The sequence below is a fragment of the Rahnella woolbedingensis genome (assembly GCF_003602095.1).
Taxonomy (GTDB): Bacteria; Pseudomonadota; Gammaproteobacteria; order Enterobacterales; family Enterobacteriaceae; genus Rahnella; species Rahnella woolbedingensis.
The window spans coordinates 1-12997 of record NZ_RAHH01000053.1; the positions used below are offsets into that span (position 1 = coordinate 1).

14 protein-coding genes and 1 pseudogene are annotated in these 12997 nt (G+C 44.9%); 10 read left to right on the forward strand and 5 right to left on the reverse strand.

Annotated features, from left to right (window positions below):
* A partial coding sequence (locus D6C13_RS24535; RefSeq protein WP_120135238.1) for a hypothetical protein occupies positions 1-998 on the reverse strand: 998 nt, incomplete at its 3' end.
* A gap of 392 nt (positions 999-1390) precedes the next feature.
* On the opposite strand from D6C13_RS24535, the gene D6C13_RS24540 reads away from it, so the two are divergent.
* Complete coding sequence (locus D6C13_RS24540; RefSeq protein WP_120135239.1) at positions 1391-2188, forward strand: hypothetical protein; 798 nt, start codon at positions 1391-1393, stop codon at positions 2186-2188.
* A gap of 71 nt (positions 2189-2259) precedes the next feature.
* On the opposite strand, the gene umuC is transcribed toward D6C13_RS24540, so the two are convergent.
* Complete coding sequence (umuC, locus tag D6C13_RS24545) at positions 2260-3516, reverse strand: translesion error-prone DNA polymerase V subunit UmuC (protein WP_120135240.1); 1257 nt, start codon at positions 3514-3516, stop codon at positions 2260-2262.
* 6 nt (positions 3517-3522) lie between these two features.
* Positions 3523-3942 (reverse strand): translesion error-prone DNA polymerase V autoproteolytic subunit, encoded by a 420-nt coding sequence (gene umuD, locus D6C13_RS24550; protein WP_120135251.1) that lies wholly within the window; start codon positions 3940-3942, stop codon positions 3523-3525.
* A gap of 124 nt (positions 3943-4066) precedes the next feature.
* On the opposite strand from umuD, the gene D6C13_RS24555 reads away from it, so the two are divergent.
* The gene (locus D6C13_RS24555; protein WP_120135241.1) at positions 4067-4378 is read left to right on the forward strand and encodes a hypothetical protein; all 312 of its coding nucleotides are present in this window, start codon (positions 4067-4069) and stop codon (positions 4376-4378) included.
* A gap of 44 nt (positions 4379-4422) precedes the next feature.
* Here D6C13_RS24555 and D6C13_RS24560 read toward each other — a convergent pair whose 3' ends face one another.
* The gene (locus D6C13_RS24560; RefSeq protein WP_120135242.1) at positions 4423-5643 is read right to left on the reverse strand and encodes an ISL3 family transposase; all 1221 of its coding nucleotides are present in this window, start codon (positions 5641-5643) and stop codon (positions 4423-4425) included.
* Between the two features lie 18 nt (positions 5644-5661).
* On the reverse strand, positions 5662-6012 hold the full coding sequence (locus tag D6C13_RS24565) for an SH3 domain-containing protein (protein ID WP_120135243.1): 351 nt from the start codon (positions 6010-6012) through the stop codon (positions 5662-5664).
* Between the two features lie 138 nt (positions 6013-6150).
* Between D6C13_RS24565 and D6C13_RS24570 the strand changes: the two are divergent.
* The 8 genes and pseudogenes from D6C13_RS24570 to D6C13_RS24605 all read left to right on the forward strand — a co-directional run bounded on the left by D6C13_RS24570 (position 6151) and on the right by D6C13_RS24605 (position 12707).
* A pseudogene (locus tag D6C13_RS24570) lies at positions 6151-6785 on the forward strand (pyridoxal-phosphate dependent enzyme).
* Positions 6786-7078: 293 nt separating this feature from the next.
* Complete coding sequence (locus D6C13_RS24575) at positions 7079-7825, forward strand: GntR family transcriptional regulator (RefSeq protein WP_120135244.1); 747 nt, start codon at positions 7079-7081, stop codon at positions 7823-7825.
* Positions 7826-7838: 13 nt separating this feature from the next.
* Positions 7839-8312 carry a PTS sugar transporter subunit IIA gene (locus D6C13_RS24580; protein ID WP_120135245.1) on the forward strand — a complete coding sequence of 158 codons (474 nt, stop codon included), beginning with the start codon at positions 7839-7841 and terminating at the stop codon, positions 8310-8312.
* Positions 8309-8596 (forward strand): PTS sugar transporter subunit IIB, encoded by a 288-nt coding sequence (locus D6C13_RS24585; protein ID WP_120135246.1) that lies wholly within the window; start codon positions 8309-8311, stop codon positions 8594-8596. Before D6C13_RS24580 ends, D6C13_RS24585 begins: the two co-directional genes overlap by 4 nt.
* Before the next feature lie 73 nt (positions 8597-8669).
* Positions 8670-10028, forward strand: coding sequence for a PTS galactitol transporter subunit IIC (locus tag D6C13_RS24590; RefSeq protein ID WP_120135247.1), 1359 nt, complete (start codon positions 8670-8672; stop codon positions 10026-10028).
* Positions 10021-11505 (forward strand): FGGY-family carbohydrate kinase, encoded by a 1485-nt coding sequence (locus D6C13_RS24595; RefSeq protein WP_120135248.1) that lies wholly within the window; start codon positions 10021-10023, stop codon positions 11503-11505. Before D6C13_RS24590 ends, D6C13_RS24595 begins: the two co-directional genes overlap by 8 nt.
* A 62-nt stretch (positions 11506-11567) precedes the next feature.
* Positions 11568-12428 (forward strand): class II aldolase, encoded by an 861-nt coding sequence (locus D6C13_RS24600; RefSeq protein WP_120135249.1) that lies wholly within the window; start codon positions 11568-11570, stop codon positions 12426-12428.
* Between the two features lie 9 nt (positions 12429-12437).
* Positions 12438-12707 (forward strand): HPr family phosphocarrier protein, encoded by a 270-nt coding sequence (locus D6C13_RS24605; protein WP_120135250.1) that lies wholly within the window; start codon positions 12438-12440, stop codon positions 12705-12707.
* Positions 12708-12997 lie beyond the last annotated feature (290 nt).

The window sequence follows — 12997 nt, forward strand, 5'->3', positions numbered from 1 at the left end:
CTATAATGAATAAATGGATTCAAACCTATAACGTTTCCTGCGTCATGGTCATTTATCATCTCATGACTCATTATTTTATTAACCTTATCTAAAGCCTCTTCGATCTCCCAATTAGAAACAAATAGTAACAGTGCAGAGAGAGCCATAAGCGGGTTACTATTACTAACCGCAGACATTGAATGAGTCATGTTAGTCCTTAAACGCGGATTTGCCTTCCTTATTTCTAATGCAAACTGTTGCGCAATTAAGTACTTTTCAGAAAGAATTGCCCTGTCAAAAGTTGCGGTATTTGAATCTTTAATTATTATACTTCTGGACTTTTTGAGAACTGCTTGAAGCCTCAGTTTATAAAGTTCATTGTTATCCTTGAAATTAGGTGCCAGCTCTGGAAATTTATAGTGAAGCGACTCATATACTTCTTGATTGATATCGAACCAGTCGTCTTTTATTGCATTTGCATCAAAAGTATACTCTTTGCTATTTCGTTTGTTTTTAATAATGAAAGCACGAGTAATATTTACAAGATGGGGGCTTACGTTAAATTTAAAATCGCCATTTTGCCGAAGTTCAAGAAACCACTGACGCATATTACGTATATCTTCCTGGTTGAATATATTATTTTCTATCCCACAACATACCATCCAGGCGACCGCTTGCGTAACAGGTGAGTTCGATTTAGAAAAATCAACCTGACCTTCATTTGATATGGTTTTTTGCTTATCTGGTCCAGTATAAAAATCACAGAATGGGAGATGTGCATCGTTGCCTTCAGAATCTCGGAATGCAAAGTGTGCTTGCTTGACCATTTTACCAGTGCTTGAGACTCCTTCATTTACGTAATGGCCTCCGGTGGTATTGCATGCAGGGCATTCAATATCTCTTTTAACGAAATCGCGAAATGATACCTCTTCTTCATTTAAGCGTTCGTTAAAAAGGCGTGCAAGTTGCGTAGCATCGAGTTCTCGTTTAAAAGTTCTTGAGTATGCAGTTATTGGCATTTATTGATCTCCTGTTTAAGGGAAGAATTTTATCATGGTTATAATCAGCCTGTAGCAACTTTACTTACCAGATACCGCATTTAACATAATAATGATTATGTGCGCTAAACCATTGAATTATAAACGTTATTATTAAAGCGATAAAGCGTCCTTTTCACAGTTTGATTACTGATTTTACCTTGAACTTCCTATACACTTTACATTATGATTTCACAATTATCAGATGTAATCGTGTCTGATACTGGGATAGGCGGCGAATAACGGGGCGTTGTACGACCGCTTCATCTCCTACCTTCCTGTTTTCACTTTATTTATGTGTTTTGCGTGTCAAAACGCATTAAATTTAGTTTAATTATAAATATTTAAGCTATTCATCTCAATGAGGATGCGTAATGCCACTATTCGATAATGAAACTCGATTGATTTTAGAAATGTTGTTTGACGATGCAGATAAAAAAACTCAAACATTGTACTCTCAAAAATTACTAGCTGACGAAAATAGTTGTACAGTTAATTTGACTTCGTTGATTCATCAGAACTTTCCAAAGTCTTTACCATTTCACATTAATACATATTCTCAGAAACTCACTAAGTCCGCGGAAGAGGCGTGGGGTGTTGATGCAATAATAATATTGATTGATCATGAGATAGATGTAGGAAAAATAATTTTATTTGAAGCAAAAACAAAACGGCATAATTGGGACTATATTAAACCAAATTCTAATCCACCTGTCTCTCATTTTTCCACGCAATTAAAAAGACAAAAAGTACCCCAATCGAAAGGCTATGTTGTATGGGAGCAGTTTTATAGCGGTATATCAAAAGCTAGTAGTCACCCTTTAAATGGTGGGGCTTCCTCTTGTGTATTGCATGAAATAGCTCTGCATGTAAAAGGCGATCCTACTTACGCTAGCATTTGGAACGACTCTGATATTAAATCATGCTGTACTTATCAAATTTCTAAAAATTACCCAATAAGTATGGGGGGGCTCGTCTTGCTCGCTTGCGAATGTCAAATTGGAACGCCATTCACTTCAAGCGAGATAATTACTGAGTTAGCGATAATGCCCCATATTGAAAATGCTTTACTCATCGAAAGATCTAGCCCAGAAATGAATAATGATCTCTCTGAAGCACTTAGCAAAAAATTTGGCAATGGTGATGTTTACAAGAGAAAATTCAAAAACTAATTTGCTATATGAAAAACGGTAAAACCGTGCTCTACAGGCACGGTTATTTATATTTTTAGGGGAGTAAAGTTTCAAATTCTTACTATTGGAATATCACTCCACCGCGTTGTATAGGCCGGCGAAAGCATTTCTCTTTTCATTTTCCAACTCTTATCGATCCCCTGCCCGGCAAACCATACCTTCCCAAGCCCTGATTGGTTGATGTGATCAACAATGTGCATCAGCTGCTTGCTGTTTACTCTTGGAGGAGTTTCATCAAACATGTCGATTTGACCTGGCCGATTGCAAAAGTCGTTTAGCACAATTCCTGCCTTCTGATAACGATAACCATCCTGCCAGATTTGTTCCAGTGCTTTCATCGCTGCTGCAACTATATCCCGTGTGTCCTGCGTGGCCAGCATCAGGATCTGATTGGCATTGTTACCGTAGTAAGGTTCGTCGGCGTAGGGGCTGGTACGAACGAATACGCTGACGTGCCGGCAGTATTGCCTTTCTTGGCGGAGTTTCTCAGCGGCACGTTCTGCGTACTGACAAACGGCTTGTCTCATATCTTCGAGCTGCGTGATGCGTTCGCCGAAGCTGCGACTACAGATAATCTGCTGTTTGGCCGGTAGTTCTTCCACCGAAATGCAGGAGGTGCCATTAAGTTCTCGAATCGTTCTTTCTACGACTACGCCAAACGTCCGTTTCATCAGGTGTAGGTTTGCATCGGCCAGCTGTAGCACAGTCTTTATGCCCATCGTATTAAGCATCTCCGTCAGCTTTCGGCCAATACCCCATGTTTCTCCGACCGGTAAAAGTGCCATCAGCTTTCTCTGACGTTCACGGTCACTCAAATCTACGACCCCTCCTGTTGCCGGCCAGGTTTTTGCTGCGTGATTTGCCAGCTTCGCAAGTGTATGAGTTTGCGCGATGCCGATCCCACAGGTCAGTCCCGTTTGTTTTAGCACCGTTTCTCGGACGCGCTGGCCAAAAGTTAGGAAGGACTCGCAGGAATCGATGCCAGTCACAGTCAAAAAAGCCTCATCGATCGAATATGGCGTTATCTCGGGAGCCAATGACTCTAAAATTGTCATTATTCTGGCACTCATATCGCCGTACAGTGCGTAGTTAGAGCTGAAGCAGGATACCTGGTTTTTTTTGATGATTTCCTTAGCCTGGAAGTAAGGGGCAAAGCGTTTAATGCCGAGCTTTTTGGCTTCTTTGTTGAGGGCCACAATCGCGCCGTCATTGTTACTAAGGACGAGGACCGGCTTACCCTTCAGGTCAGGTCTGAAGATCTGCTCACAGCTAGCGTACATCGCATTTACATCACAAAGCAGGTACATAGCGGATTACCTGAAAGTGTGAATGGCATGGATAACGACGCCAAAAATCTCTAAATCGTCAGGTTCTACGAATATAGGTTTATATGCAGGATTCATCGGTTGCAGGCATAGAACAGGGTGTGTGCAGAGTTTTTTGACCGTGAACTCGCCTTCTACTGCTGCAATAACGATGTCACCGTGTGTGGGGGTTTCTGCTTTGTCCACAATGAGAAGGTCACCTGACAAAATTCCTGACTCTATCATTGAGTCCCTTTCCGCTCTGACGAAGAAGCTTGCTGCGGGGTGACGAATGCAAAGCTCGTTGAGATCGAGCTGCGCCTCTACATAATCCTGTGCTGGGGATGGAAATCCAGCTTGGCAGGTGTGCCCATAAAGTGGCAGCTTTATACGAGATCCAATTAATGGGAGATATGTTTCGAGTTTCATGAATGGAGTCTCTTTACTGTGTTTATATGGGTCTTCCCCGATCATGGTGGGTTCACGGATATGTTTTGATCGACCCTGTCTTTTTCAGTTAAGTTATTAGTCCAACTTTCGCTGGAGAAGAACAATGATCGTAAGGACATGGCATGGATGTGTACCGCTTGAACATGCTGAGGGTTTCGCTGCACATCTTGATTTAACGGGTGTGAGACATTCTCAGGGGATCGAGGGTAACAAAGGTGCTTTTGTAAAAAGAGTTACTCAAGGAAGCTGGGAACATTTTTTCCTTGCAACATATTGGGAAGATGTTGAGGCGGTTAAAGCTTTCGCGGGTAACGACTACCATGTGGCTGTCACCTACCTCGACGATGATAAATTTCGCTTATTGTCAGATCCATATGTTTTCCAGCATGAAGTAGAAGTTATTCATCCACTTTGAGTAAATTAATAAGCAGCCTAGTTTTGGTTGCTTATTCCGCTCGTTCAATACCTCATATCCAACTTTCCATAGTGGAACAGCACTCCCAGTTTGAACCGTTCTTTATTCCTGAAGCCTCTTGATTTGATCCTGAGTAGCCGTATTTTACTGTTCAGAGACTCCGCATTGCCGTTCGATACTCGGTTTTTCATTGCATTCAGGATGCCGTAAAGGCGCTTTGCCACCATGCGGGCAACGCTGGCCATGAGCGGTATCCCGGTATCTTTGGCCATAGCCATCCATTCTTGCCACAGTTTACGACTATGGTCGTCATAGCGGCGATGCCACAGATCGCGTGCAAGCTCCTTCATTACCCAACACTGGCTCGTTTGGGGTAACACCAGCCGGGCAACTTCCAACCTCTCATCCCTACGCCCGAGGCGATTTTGTTTGCTGTAAAACCACAGATAGCGAGAGCGGTGGGCACCTTTTCGGTCTGACGACGGGATTTGTTTCATCTCAGCCTGGCGGGTTTTATCAATGACGGCGCACAGCATTTTTGCCACATGAAAGTGATCGAAGGCGATTTTATCTACGGCATTGGGGAGATGGATGCGGGCTGCACTGATATAGGCCATGTTCATGTCCATCGACAGCGTTTTTATCTCATCAAGCTGGTGATCTCTCAGGCTGCGCAGATAACTGGCAAGGCTCTCTACACCGCGATCATCGGTCAGGTTCAAGGCCCGTCCCTGCCGGTCAGAGATAACAGTGACGTACTGGTGTCCTTTCTTAAAGCCGACTTCATCCACGCAGAGGTGGCGGGCTGACAAAGGTTGCTTTATCCGGGCTAAGCCTCGTCTGACTGCACGCATCATGATGCCGTCCACTGCATTCCAACTGAGTTTAAGCTGTTTTCTGACAGCATCTACGGTGCTAACTTTCAGCCATGCGAGAACAAAGGCTTCGAACAGCAAAGTGTAGCGGCTACCTGGCCCTGCCCAGGGAACCGGCAGAGTTTGGCAACCGTGAACAGAGCAGTCAACGCGGGGGACATCCGCCTCAACCAGCGTGGTGAGCTGACAGGTATCGAGATGACGCCATTTACGACGTCGGTGATCATGTATGGAGCAGGATTTACCGCAGGTTGGACAGGTCAATTGTGTGTGCTCAGCAATGCCGACAATGACCGTCACTGAACCAGATTTTTCATCAAGAAAAAGGGATTTTATCTGCCACGGTGCGGACAGGTTAAGGATATGGGCATAGAGGGATTTTTCGTCCATGAAAGCGCTCCAAGTTGCTTAGATACTCAGAAGATTTACACATTCTTCTGGCACCCAACCAGACTCTCCTGTGTGTTTGAGCGCCCAGTACCAGCTGTTCAGAGACTTGATGACAGTAATTTTCTCGTTGCAGCTGACTGATAATTCATGCGCGGTGTAATTTTCAAGACACATAACTTCATTGGAGCTGAGGGGGGAAAATATTTGTTGGGGAGCCCATCCGGCTTTTCCTGAGGGGAGTGTTATCCATACCCATCCAGGATACTCAAGGTCACAATGGCTGATAACGGCAGTATCATTCTTCGTTATCGCAATGGGGTCAGGAAAAGCAGAAGTGTAATTTCTGATGACAACAGCAGCATTTTTCAAGTGGCATCTCCCATTGTTCGGTGAACAACCAAAATCCTACAACAGCCACCACAACAGGGGAAGACCCTCTGTCGCCATTACGCGGAAACGGGGGCAACAGCATTCATCAGTTCATCCGGCGGCAATGCAGGCATAGCGGTGGCTCATTGCGGCCGCAAACTGGGGCTGCCGGTCACTGTCGTTGTGCCGGAAAGCACGTCTGACAGGGCAAAACAGCTTATTGAGCAGGAGGGGCCAGGGTTATTGTGCACGGGAAAGTATGGAGCGAAGCGAACGACTACGCCCTGTCACTGGCGACGGATGACATTATCTGTGTACATCCCTTTGATCATCCACTTTTGTGGGAAGGCATCAGCACAATCGTGGATGAGGTCATCAGCGAAGGGTTAACGCCTGATGCGGTTATTCTTTCCGTTGGCGGCGGGAGCATGCTGTCCGGTATCGCTCAGGGACTGGAGAAACATCAGCTTGGTCATATTCCGGTTTACGCCGTTGAAACCCAGGGTACGGCCTCGCTTAATGCCGGCAAGCTGGTCCGTCTTGATAAGGTCAGCGGTATAGCCACGACGCTGGCCGCAAGCCAGGTTTGCGAAAATGTTTTCAATGTGGCCTGCCGGCGCTTTCTTGATGACCATCGCGTGCTCACCGAGCCGGCGTGTGGTGTGTCACTCTCACTTTTATATGACCACAAAATCAGGTTCAACCCTGCAGATAATGTACTTGTCATTGTTTGCGGCGGGACATCGGTCACGCTGGAAGGGATAGCGGGCTGACAGATAAGCAAAGTGATTCTGCCAGAGTTTATTAGAAAAAGGGTTTTGGCGAACTGCCGCAGTATAGAGTTAGGGGAAACTATGAGCTAACAGAGGAAGTTGGCCCATGAAAGGTAACAGCCGAAACTGATTGAACATTCCGCTATTTGTGACATACATCACGTAAAAGTGATCCTGTTTTGAACACTAAAATTGTGACTCCTTGCTACGTCTCCCATCTAAAAAATCCCTATCATAAATTCCAAGTTGTACATGATTGTCCATAGACAACTCTAAATGTTCAGGTGCGCACCATGAAAACATTGAGTAAAAGTTCACAAATTCCACTTTATCAACAGGTTGTTGAGTGGATAAGGGAAAGTATCTATAGCGGTGAGTTGATTGAGGATGACCGCATACCTTCAGAGTTTCAAATAATGGATATGCTGGAGGTAAGTCGCGGTACCGTTAAGAAAGCGGTGGACCAACTGGTCAGAGAAGGCATCCTTGTGCAAGTTCAGGGCAAAGGAACCTTTGTGAAGAAGGAAAATGTTGCTTATCCACTGGGCGAGGGCTTACTTTCTTTTGCTGAAGCCTTAGCAAGCCAGAAAATAAACTTCACAACCAGCGTTATTACTTCCAGGCTAGAGCCAGCCAACCGCTTTGTGGCTGAAAAACTGGGAATCAATCCGGGACAGGATGTTTTATTTCTTGAACGCCTCCGTTCTATTGGCGATGAAAAAGTTATGCTGATTGAAAATAGAATTAACGCTGACCTTTGCCCCGGCATTATTGATGTGGATTTCACCAAGGAAAATCTATTCCCAACAATAGAAAGACTATCTGCAAGGAAAATAAGCTTCTCTGAAAGTCGTTACGCAGCCAGACTAATTGGTAATGAACGAGGACATTACCTTGATATTAGTGACGAGGCTCCTGTTCTACATTTAGAACAGTTGGTATTTTTCTCCAGAGGATCGCCAGTTGAGTTTGGTAACGTCTGGTTAAAAGGCAATAAATATTATCTTGGCACCATTTTGCAGCGCCGGGATGCTAACTAGCAAAGAGGGAATTATGCAGGATATTAACTTTCGTCGCCATTATGTACGCCACCTCCCTAAGGAGGTCAGCCAGAAGGACATAATCAGGGCACTTGCCAGCCCACTAATTAACGATGGTATGGTCGTGTCTGATTTTGCTGATCATGTTATTGAGAGAGAACGACATTTTCCAACAGGTCTGCCGGTGGAACCTGTAGGTGTCGCTATCCCACATACTGATCACAAGCATGTCCGTCAGAATGCAATCAGTGTTGGAGTACTGGCGGAGTCCGTCAATTTTGAAGATATGGGCGGAGAGCCTGAACCTGTGCCTGTCAGGGTGGTGTTCATGCTTGCTTTAGGTGAAAGCAACAAGCAACTCAATGTGTTGGGTTGGGTAATGGATGTCATCCAGGATGAAGATTTTATGCAGCAATTGCTGGTCATGAATGATGATGAAATTTATCAGTCGATTTACACACGTATATCTGAAAGAGGTGAGTTATGAGTCAAATGATACTGTTTGTTTGTGCAACTGGTGTTGCTACTTCCACGGCCGTCGCCGAAAAAGTAATGGAATATTGTAAAGATAATGGGCTTGACGTCAATTACTCACAAACTAATGTGGCTTCACTTCCGAATAACACTGATGGTGCTACTTTAGTTGTATCAACAACTAAAGTTCCTTATGAACTGGATATCCCGGTTATTAGTGGCCTGCCAATCATTACCGGGATAGGCGAGGAGAAGGTCCTTGAGGAAATAGTTTCCATCCTCAAGAGTCAAGCCTGAATTAAATAATAACTCAGATAAGTATCCCAGGCGCTAACGCGAGGTCTGGTCACATCTGAATAAGAGGTAGGATATGAATGATATAGCACATACCCTCTATACCGTTGTGCAATATGTATTAGGGTTTGGCCCAACGGTTTTATTGCCACTAGTCCTATTTTTCCTGGCATTGTTCTTTAAAGTTAAACCAGCAAAAGCACTTCGCTCATCCTTAATTGTCGGTATTGGTTTTGTTGGGATTTATGCCATCTTTGACATTCTCACAAGTAATGTAGGCCCGGCAGCGCAGGCGATGGTTGAACGAACCGGCATCAGTCTTCCTGTTGTCGATTTAGGCTGGCCACCATTAGCCGCGATTACATGGGGCTCACCGATTGCTCCTTTTGTTATCCCGCTGACAATGCTGATCAACGTCGGCATGCTGGCTCTGAACAAGACACGAACTGTCGATGTTGACATGTGGAACTACTGGCACTTTGCCCTTGCTGGAACACTGGTTTACTACAGCACCGGGAGTTTTGTTTTGGGGCTGTCTGCCGCTGCTGTTGCCGCGATAGTTGTTCTCAAACTGGCGGACTGGTCAGCGCCATTAGTAGCTAAGTACTTTGGTCTGGAAGGCATTTCGCTTCCTACCTTGTCAGCCGTCGTCTTCTTCCCGATTGGACTGTTGTTTGACAAAATCATCGACAAAATCCCTGGGCTGAACCGTATTCACATTGATCCAGAAAACGTGCAGAAAAAACTGGGGATTTTTGGTGAACCTATGATGGTGGGTACCATTCTGGGTGTCTTGTTAGGCATCATTGCTGGTTATGATTTTAAGCATATTCTGTTATTGGGGATCAGCATCGGTGGCGTCATGTTCATTCTTCCACGTATGGTGCGAATTCTGATGGAAGGCTTGCTGCCTCTGTCTGAAGCGATCAAGAAATACCTGAATGCCAAATATCCCGGTCGTGATGATCTCTATATCGGGCTAGATATTGCGGTAGCAGTCGGTAACCCGGCCATTATTTCCACAGCCCTGATCCTGACGCCAATCTCTGTCTTTATTGCGTTTCTTCTTCCAGGCAATAAAGTTCTACCGCTCGGTGATCTTGCGAATCTGGCTGTCATGGCATCAATGATTGTACTGGCTTGCCGTGGCAATATTTTCCGGGCTGTGATTACTGCTATTCCAGTTATCATCGCAGATCTGTGGATCGCGACTAAGATTGCACCATTCATTACCGGCATGGCTAAGGACGTCAATTTCAAAATGCCGGAGGGGTCAAGTGGTCAGGTATCAAGCTTCCTTGATGGTGGCAATCCGTTCCGCTTCTGGCTGCTTGAGATATTCAACGGAAATATCATCGCTATTGGTCTCGTCCCGGTAGTTGCTTTGATTATTTACGGTATTTTTCGTCTGACAAAAGGAACTGTCTATGCCTGATTTCCGCACAGCGCTTGTCATCGATATTGGCACAACTAACTGCAAAGTCAGCTGCTATTCCTGTCATGACGCGTCAGTTTTGGAAGTTCGCAAATTTCCAACGCCCACAAAGGCGTCAGAAAAAGGCGGGGTAGATTTCGATATCGAAGCACTGTGGCAGGCACTGCGGCAGGTAATGGCCGAACTGGTGACTTCTGCACCGTATCCGGTGAAAGATATCAGTATTGCGAGTTTTGGTGAATCTGGCGTCTTCGTAGACAAGGATGGTGTCATTCTTACCCCGATGCTGGCCTGGTATGACCGTCGTGGTGAATCTTATCTCTCGTCGTTAAGCGAGTCAGAGGCTCAAGAACTGTACGCTATCACTGGGCTTCCCCCTCACAGTAATTATTCTGCATTTAAAATGAGATGGTTGCTTGATAGCTACTCATTGCATGAACGAAGAGATATCTGCTGGTTACACGCGCCAGAAGTACTACTGTGGCGAATGACGGGTGAGAGAAAAACTGAAGTATCGATGGCCAGCAGGACGTTATGTCTGGATGTGACTAGTCGTACGTGGTCTCGTAAAGCTGCCGGGATCCTTGGTATACCATTTGATGCGCTGGCTCCATTGATAAAGCCAGGAGAAGTGGCCGGATGGATGACCGCAATGCTCAGACATGAATTGGGATTCTCTCATGAAGTAAAAGTCACGCTTGCAGGACACGATCATATGGTCGGAGCCCGTGCATTACAGATGCAACCAGGTGAAGTGCTGAATTCTACAGGGACGACAGAGGGTATTTTGCTGCTAAATACTCAGCCAACGCTCAGTGACCAGTCAAGGAGGGATAAGCTGGCAAATGGTTGTTATTCTGATGCCGAATTTTTCACACTTTTTGCATCGCTTCCTGTCGGTGGTTATGCGCTTGAGTGGGTGAAAAAAACGTTTCGTTTGACGGATGAGGAAATTAACACAGGCCTGGAAAATGCAATGGGGCAATATCTCCAGCCTTCCTGGTCTGCCGAACAGGTTCCTGTGTTCATTCCTCATTTGCGGGGGTCTGGTTCACCAAATAAAAATCGCCATACACGCGGTCTGATTTTTGGTCTGACGGATTCACTGCCGCCAGAGGCTCTCCTCGAAAGTGTCTTTATCGGTCTGGCGATGGAACTTGCCCACTGCTACGAGTGCTTTAACATCCCGACAGGCAAGACTGTAAAAGTGATAGGTCCTGCGGTGAAAAATCCATACTGGCTCCAATTGAAGGCTGATATCCTTCAATGCCCTGTCGAGGCCATTGCTTTTGATGAAGCCGTCTCCGTAGGGGCATTATTAATAGCCTGCCCGGATATTGCCCCTCCACCTGTTTCTGTGGCAGGTCATTTTATTCCTGATGCAACACGGTCGGCAAAGTTGAAATTATATCAGAAACAATGGTTGGCATTTTATGAATTTAAATTGCTGCAAGAAGGAGTTCTTATTGGCGAATAATCGCAGCAACTCAGTAATTCTATAATTTATTTAAACTTTTCACTAAGATATCTGGAGTTAATATGCCTTTAGTCAATGGTAGGGTTCTGCTCAATTGTATTCAGGAAAAAAATGTGCTTGCTGGTGCATTTAACACGACAAACCTGGAGACAACAATTTCTATTCTTAATGCAATAGAACGATCGGGGTTACCCAATTTTATTCAGATTGCGCCAACGAATGCACAGCTTTCCGGTTACGATTACATTTATGAAATTGTTAAGCGGCGTGCCGATAAAATGGATGTCCCTGTCAGCCTGCATCTGGATCATGGAAAAACACTGGAAGATGTTAAGCTGGCCGTAAGAGCCGGATTTACCTCAGTAATGATTGATGGCGCGGCTTTACCGTTCGAAGAAAATATTGCGTTTACTCGGGAAGCTGTCGATTTCTGTAAATCATTTGGAGTACCTGTTGAAGCGGAACTGGGTGCTATTCTGGGTAAAGAAGATGATCATGTTAGCGAGGCTGACTGCAAAACTGAACCCGAGAAAGTCCAGCGCTTTGTTGAAGAAACAGGCTGTGACATGCTGGCCGTGTCAATTGGCAATGTCCACGGGCTTGAAGATATCCCGCGCATTGATATCCCTCTACTACAACGCATTGCATCTGTTAGCCCGGTTCCTCTGGTTATCCACGGTGGATCTGGTATTGAAGAAGAGCTTCTTCGGAGCTTTGTTAATTACAAAGTTGCGAAAGTTAATATTGCGAGTGATTTACGTAAAGCATTTATTACTACTGTCGGTAAGGCCTGGGTAAATAATAACAACGAAGCTAATTTGGCTCGCGTAATGGCGAATGCAAAACAGGCTGTTGAAGATGACGTTTATTCAAAGATCCAGATGATGAATAAACTTCATCCTGCATTTCGCAAGGCTTCTTAAGGAGAGAATATGATTAGACAAAAAGTACGCGTTATGAACAGTACTGGATTACATGCCCGGCCAGCCGCAACCTTGGCTAAGATAGTCAAAAAATATCAGTCATCATTAACACTGGTTAATAATGACAAAGAAATCCCTATCAAAGGAATGATGAGCATCCTGGGGGCTGGGGTAAAGGGGAATACGATGATTGATTTAATTTGTGATGGACAGGATGAATTGGCGTTTATGAATGAATTAAAATCCGCCTTTGCTGATGGTTTTGGTGAGTCCGCATAGTGTAGTCACATCAAGCGATGCATGAAGTTGTTACAACTTCATGCATCGCATATTACCTTTTTGAAACCAGATTCTCTTTAGCTTTTAAGAGTGGCGTTTTTTGATAATAAAACGAATCTTCCTTATTACCGTACTGATATTATAAGTATCCCATCCAAGCGGACCATGAGCTTTTAGATATCTGACCTGCCGCCATGTTCGCACTGTCCGCTCCTGGCACGTAGCGGACATGCTATCGGGACAATATGTCCGCTTTGAGCGAGGGGGGCTTTATGCTTGGATTAGAAATG

What these genes read in the sequence shown, in the direction of transcription:
- umuC (WP_120135240.1), bottom strand. Translation starts at nt 3,516, where the DNA reads ATGTACCTGCTTTGTGATGTAAATGCGATGTACGCTAGCTGTGAGCAG.
- D6C13_RS24560 (WP_120135242.1), bottom strand. Translation starts at nt 5,643, where the DNA reads ATGGACGAAAAATCCCTCTATGCCCATATCCTTAACCTGTCCGCACCG.
- D6C13_RS24605 (WP_120135250.1), top strand. Translation starts at nt 12,438, where the DNA reads ATGATTAGACAAAAAGTACGCGTTATGAACAGTACTGGATTACATGCC.
- D6C13_RS24590 (WP_120135247.1), top strand. Translation starts at nt 8,670, where the DNA reads ATGAATGATATAGCACATACCCTCTATACCGTTGTGCAATATGTATTA.
- D6C13_RS24585 (WP_120135246.1), top strand. Translation starts at nt 8,309, where the DNA reads ATGAGTCAAATGATACTGTTTGTTTGTGCAACTGGTGTTGCTACTTCC.
- D6C13_RS24575 (WP_120135244.1), top strand. Translation starts at nt 7,079, where the DNA reads ATGAAAACATTGAGTAAAAGTTCACAAATTCCACTTTATCAACAGGTT.
- D6C13_RS24540 (WP_120135239.1), top strand. Translation starts at nt 1,391, where the DNA reads ATGCCACTATTCGATAATGAAACTCGATTGATTTTAGAAATGTTGTTT.
- D6C13_RS24580 (WP_120135245.1), top strand. Translation starts at nt 7,839, where the DNA reads ATGCAGGATATTAACTTTCGTCGCCATTATGTACGCCACCTCCCTAAG.
- D6C13_RS24600 (WP_120135249.1), top strand. Translation starts at nt 11,568, where the DNA reads ATGCCTTTAGTCAATGGTAGGGTTCTGCTCAATTGTATTCAGGAAAAA.
- D6C13_RS24595 (WP_120135248.1), top strand. Translation starts at nt 10,021, where the DNA reads ATGCCTGATTTCCGCACAGCGCTTGTCATCGATATTGGCACAACTAAC.
- umuD (WP_120135251.1), bottom strand. Translation starts at nt 3,942, where the DNA reads ATGAAACTCGAAACATATCTCCCATTAATTGGATCTCGTATAAAGCTG.
- D6C13_RS24555 (WP_120135241.1), top strand. Translation starts at nt 4,067, where the DNA reads ATGATCGTAAGGACATGGCATGGATGTGTACCGCTTGAACATGCTGAG.